At 66.4% G+C, this 5,859-nt stretch carries 2 protein-coding genes and 3 pseudogenes; 4 read left to right on the top strand and 1 reads right to left on the bottom strand.

Going from position 1 to position 5,859, the window contains the following annotated elements; genetic code table 11:
- Window positions 1-391 (bottom strand): annotated as a pseudogene (locus tag ACFE99_RS21855) (alpha/beta hydrolase); the annotation flags it as partial.
- Window positions 392-1,014: 623 nt separating this feature from the next.
- Between ACFE99_RS21855 and ACFE99_RS21850 the strand changes: the two are divergent.
- The 4 genes and pseudogenes from ACFE99_RS21850 to ACFE99_RS21835 form a co-directional block, all read left to right on the top strand.
- Window positions 1,015-2,124, top strand: a pseudogene (locus ACFE99_RS21850) (glutamate--cysteine ligase); the annotation flags it as partial.
- 126 nt (window positions 2,125-2,250) lie between these two features.
- Window positions 2,251-3,642, top strand: coding sequence for a circularly permuted type 2 ATP-grasp protein (locus ACFE99_RS21845; RefSeq protein ID WP_375488501.1), 1,392 nt, complete (start codon window positions 2,251-2,253; stop codon window positions 3,640-3,642).
- Window positions 3,643-3,655: 13 nt separating this feature from the next.
- On the top strand, window positions 3,656-5,437 hold the full coding sequence (locus ACFE99_RS21840; protein WP_375488499.1) for an N-acetylglutaminylglutamine amidotransferase: 1,782 nt from the start codon (window positions 3,656-3,658) through the stop codon (window positions 5,435-5,437).
- Window position 5,438: 1 nt separating this feature from the next.
- Window positions 5,439-5,859, top strand: a pseudogene (locus ACFE99_RS21835) (S9 family peptidase); the annotation flags it as partial.

Below are 5,859 nucleotides of genomic sequence, written 5' to 3'. Positions count from 1 at the left end.
GGTGGCGGCGATGTTCCAGCGCCCGCCAAATCGGCGGGGTCCGCCGCGGGGCGGGCCAGTCGATGGCCAGGGCGTCGCTGGGGATGATTCCGAGCAGCGCGGCTTCGGAGACCGCTTGAGTTTTGTCGCGGTCGCGGCGACGGATCTCGCTGATACCGGGCGTGAGCCACGCCTTGGCGGTGGTTGAGGCGAATTCCGGCAGTATCCGGCAGCCCCAGACGCCCATTGCGGTCACGCCGCCCAGCGGCTCCAAATGCTTACCCACCACCGGCAGCGAAGCTGATGCAACGCTTAACGCCAGCATGTAGTCGGCGGGACGCGCCCGCAGCAACCATCTGACGCGGCTGGCCATCGTGGGGCCGGGATAGCGGGTAGCCGGTCGTACCGTCATGCCCGGACTTTACCCCGCTACGGCCGCGACAAACGGCGAACATACCAGTTGATCCCTTACCGGGCCGTTTACGCAGGTCAGCGCTTCGGAGACGGGCCCGTCAGCGCGCCGTGGGCGCCGCCGGAGACCGGCGAGTGAACCCCCTCGAGCGCCGCGCTGACCGTCGACATCGCGGTGGGAGCCCCGGCCAGAACCCGCAGCCGCTATTTGCCCGGCGGCCGCGGCACAAGACCCGTCGCGGCGGTAGACACGTGGCAGGACACCAGCCAATCCACGGCCCCGCGGTTGCCGACGACGAGATCGGCAACGGACCCACTGGACCCTGTCGGCTCTCGGAATCTCCGAAACATATAAGCGCGCTTGGTAATTCGCTGAACAGTGCTGTCCAGACGACGATCTACATTGTATTACATTGGCAGTCAAGGCTTCTCGGCAAACCTGCTGCGAGGTGGGCCAAATCCTCCTGGTGGCACCATAATTGTTTCCGCGTTGTTTCCGCTGGGTAACGCCGTTGGCGGGACTGAAGTCGCCCCCGGGCGGAAAGACGTTTTGGCGTCGGTTACGAAGCGGAACGCTCCGCTTGTGCTTAACATTGCTGAGTGCGACGCGAGCCGCCGCGAACCATGGGTGTCGAAGAGGAGTTTCACCTCGTCGATCTGAAGACGAGGCGCCTGACCGCCCGCGCGCCCGAGTTGCTGGACGTACTGTCCGACGACTTCGTCGCCGAGTTGCAGTGCTGCGTCGTCGAGGTCAGTAGCGGGGTTTTCGACACCCTGGACGGCCTGCGCGACGACCTGGTGCGCCATCGGCGCGTGCTGGTCGACACGGCAACCGAACTCGGCATCGGGGTAGTGGCGGCCGGCGCGATGCCGCTGTCGGTGCCGGCCGAAATGCAAGTCACCCAGACCGCCAGGTACCGGCAGATGCTGGCCGACTACCAGCTGTTGGCGCGCGAACAGCTGATCTGCGGCACCCAGGTTCATGTCGGGGTCGAAGACCGCGACGTCGCCGTCAAGGTGGCCAACCGGATCGCACCGCACCTGCCGACGCTGCTGGCCCTTTCCGTCAGCTCTCCGTTTTGGGCCGACGGCGCCGACACCGGCTACTCCAGCGCGCGCACCCTGGTCTGGCAGCGTTGGCCCACCACCGGCCCTGCGCCACCGGTATATTCCGCTGCTGAGTACGACAAGCTGGTGTCCGATCTGATCGCAAGCGGAGTGATCAGCGACCCCGGCATGGTCTACTTCGATGTTCGCCCGTCCAATGCGGCACCGACATTGGAACTTCGGGTATGCGACAGCTGCCCGTTGGTGGACACCATCGTGTTGATAGCCGGTCTATTTCGTGCTCTGGTGCAGCGTGAGGTCGAGGGCTTGCGGGCGGGTGCGCCGCCGATGGTGAGCGCACCGACGCTGGGCCGGGCCGCACTGTGGCGTGCAGCGCGCTCCGGGCTAGAAGGTGTGCTAGTCGACCTCAGCCAGCCGCGTGCCCGCCCCGCGGGTGATGTAGTACGCGACCTGGTCTGCTCGTTGCGTCCACAGCTCGAGGCGACCGGCGACTGGGAGATCACCGACGAGCTGGCCCGGCAGGCACTCGTCGCCGGTACGTCGTCGGCGCGCCAGCGCCGCGCGCTGCGCCGCCGCGGCCGGCTCACCGACGTTGTCGACCAGTTGATAGCCGAGACCGCCGAAGGCTGGCGGAGCGCCGGTGTGGCGCTCGGCGACGATCGCAATCTGCTCTTCGGCTACCAGCCCACCGCCCGGTCGGGCCAGGGCCTGGCAGCCGACGTGTTCGCCAGTTACGACGAAGCAGTGGGCGGCGGTCGTCCGCGGCGCCCCTACGCCGAAGTGCTTGAGACGATGGCGAGTCTCGGTGCGGCCGCCTTGCGGTCCCGGGAGGGCGCTATCGAGCAGGAACAGCGCGCCGAAGACATCACGTTTCGGGTCACCGGTCAAAGCCGCGCCCAGGTGTTCCCGCTTGACCTGGTGCCTCGCGTGGTTGCCGCGGACGAATGGGCCCGGTTGACTGCCGGACTCGGGCAGCGCGCCCGCGCGCTGGACGCATTCCTGCGCGACATCTATTCCGGTCAGCAGATTCTCGCCGACGGGGTAATCGGCATGGAGACCCTCGACCGGGCGCCCGGGTTCCGTTCGACCGGCCGACTGGCCGGTGACACCGTGCACGCGCACATCAGCGGAACCGATCTGGCCTGCGACGGCGACGGCCACTGGCTAGTGCTGGAAGACAACCTGCGGGTGCCGTCGGGGGTGGCATATGCGATCGCCAACCGCCGGTTGTTGCGAAAGTACCTACCCGAACTGCGGCCTCCCGAGGAAATCGCCGAGCTCGACCGCGTCCCCCAGATGTTGCTGGAAACCCTCTCCGCGGCGGCTCCACCGCACACAACCGGTGAACCGGCCGTCGCGCTGCTGTCCGCCGGCTGGAAAGATTCCGCCTGGTTCGAGCACCGGTTCCTGGCGGACGAAATGGGTGTCCCGTTGGTGCAGCCGTCCGACCTGTCGGTGCGAGACCGCCGGCTGGTGCGTCACATCGGCACCGGAACACGACCTGTCGATGTCATCTATGCCCGGATGGACGAAGACATGCTGTTGTCCTCGACCGGTTACGACGGCGGGCCGCTGCGGACCGGATTGCTCAACGCGGTAATCGGCGGCAATCTGACCGTCGTGAACGCACTCGGCAACGGGGTTGCCGACGACAAGGCGATCTACGCGCACGTGCCCGCGATGATCGAGTACTACCTTGGCGAGAAGCCGCTGCTGCCGCAAGTGCACACCTGGATCTGCGCCGAACGTGACCAGCGCGACTACGTGCTGAGCCACCTGTCGGAGTTGGTGGTCAAGCCAATCGATGGCCTCGGTGGCAGCGGCGTGCTGATCGGTCCCGACGCCAGTGATGCCGCGCTGGAGGCTCGCCGCCGCGAAATGACACTGCAGCCGGAGCGGTTCATAGCCCAGGAGTTGATCGCGCTGTCAACGCACCCGACATTCGACGGGGAAGGCCTGTACCCGCATCACGTCGACCTGCGTGCCTTCGTACACTTGCGCGCACGCCCCGGTGGCTCGGTATCGGCGCACGTGGCGCCCGCCGCGCTGACACGGGTGGCGAGCAGAGGATCACGGATCGTCAACTCGTCGGCCGGAGGCGGCAGTAAGGACACGTGGATTTTGACTCAACCGATGACCGGCGCGGCAGAACAGCGCGGTCGGCAGACGACGATACCGGCCTGAGGGAGCGGCCACGATGTGCGGTATCGGCGGTGAGATCCGGTTCGACGGGCGATCGGCGGATGTGGCTGCGGTGGCCCGGATGGCCGACGCGATGCGGTCACGCGGCCCGGACTCCGACGGCCTGGTGGCATACGGGCCGGTAGCGCTGGGACACCGCAGGCTGTCGATTATCGACCTGTCCACGCGCGGCGCCCAGCCGATGGTGGACAGCGCACTTGGGCTGACACTGGTTTTCAACGGCTGCATCTACAACTACCAGGATCTCCGCCGGGAGCTGGAAAAGTTTGGCTACCAATTCTTTTCGACTGCCGACAGCGAGGTTGTGATCAAAGCGTTCCACCGCTGGGGGACCCGCTGCGTCGAACGCTTCAAGGGGATGTTCGCATTCGCGATCGCCGACCGCGACTCCGGCGTGGTGACGCTGGCCCGTGACCGGCTGGGCATCAAGCCGCTGTACCTCGCCCAAACCCCCGGCCGGTTGCGGTTCGCCTCCGCGGTGCGCGCGCTGCTGGACGCCGGCGAAGTGAACACCGAACTGGACCGCCATGCGCTGCACCACTACATGAGCTTTCACTCGGTGGTGCCCGCGCCGCGCACGATCTACCAAGGAGTGCGCAAATTGCCGCCGGCCACCGTGCGGGTTATCCAGCCCGACGGCACCCATACCGACACCGTCTACTGGAACCCCGCCTTCGAGCGCGACCCCGACCGCGCATCCTGGTCCGAACGTGACTGGCAGGACGCCGTGATGGACGCGCTGCGCACGGCGGTACACCGACGGATGGTCGCCGACGTGCCGGTCGGAGTGTTGCTCTCCGGAGGCATCGACTCCTCGATTGTGGTGGCGCTGCTGGCCGAACAGGGGCAGCACGGCCTGGCCACGTTCTCAATCGGGTTCGACTCCGCGGGCGGCGAATCGGGCGATGAGTACGCCTACTCGGATCTGATCGCTAAGGCCTTCGACACCAACCATCACAAAATCCATATCGACAGCTCGCGGCTGTTGCCCGCAGTGCCGAAAAGCATTGCCGCCATGAGTGAACCGATGGTCAGCCACGACTGCGTAGCGTTCTATCTGCTGTCAGAGGAAGTGAGCAAATCGGTCAAGGTGGTGCAGTCCGGACAGGGCGCCGACGAGATTTTGGGCGGATACAACTGGTATCCGCCGCTGGCCAACGTCGCACGCGAGCAGACCACCGAGGCCTACGCCAAGGTGTTTTTCGACCGCAGCCACGCCGACGTGTTGAAAATCTTTGCACCCGAGTACGGAATCGACGTAGACGTCAGCCGCGAGTTCGCGACCGCGCACCAGTCTGCGCCCGGCGCCGAAACCGCCGTGGACGCCGCGCTGCGGCTCGACACTCAGGTGATGCTGGTCGAAGACCCTGTCAAGCGCGTCGACACCATGACCATGGCGTGGGGGCTGGAGGCACGAGTGCCGTTTTTGGACCACGACTTCGTCGAGCTGGCCGCCACCTGCCCTCCGGAATTGAAGTTGGCCTCGGACGGCAAGGGCGTGCTCAAAGCCGCGGCGCGGGACCTGCTGCCGTCGCAGGTGATCGACCGCACCAAAGGCTATTTTCCGGTGCCGGGCATTCGGCATTTGGACGGACCGATGCTGGACATGGTTCGGGATGCGTTGAGCGACAAGGCTGCGCGTGCGCGGGGGCTGTACCGCGCTGAAACGGTGAATGCGCTGCTGGCTGAGCCGAACCGCACCCGCACCACGCTGGGCTCCAACGCGCTCTGGCAGCTTGCGGTGCTGGAGATGTGGCTGCAAAGCATGGCGGGCTGACGTGATCGGACGGCAGCTGCGGGCCAACTACGGCGCCTCACTGTCCGCGGATGCGAAGGTCTTTGCGCACATCGTCGACGACGGCGGCTATCCGCGCGCGGTCCAGCGCTTCCTGCACGGCTGGCGAGCCAGCTCCTCCCGCGATGTCGTACTGCCGGTCGACGGTCCGGTCACCCGGGTGATCCACTCCCCCGACGACCACTGGCTCGCCTGCCAGGTCGCACCCGAAGGCGGCACCTGCACCCAGATTTGGGTAGTGACAACCGATCCCGACGATCCGTCGGCGTGGCGAATCGACCACCAGGAGGACGGTACCGCCGAGTTGATCGGTTGGGACGGCACCCGGGTGGCGGCAATCCTGACCGGAGAGAACGGTATCGGCTCGTCATGCCTGATCGATCCGTCCGACGGCAATTGCATTG

Origin of the sequence: uncultured Mycobacterium sp. (assembly GCF_964249325.1) — a bacterium.
Classification (GTDB): Bacteria; Actinomycetota; Actinomycetes; order Mycobacteriales; family Mycobacteriaceae; genus Mycobacterium.
This window is presented reverse-complemented; position numbering and strand designations above follow the sequence as displayed.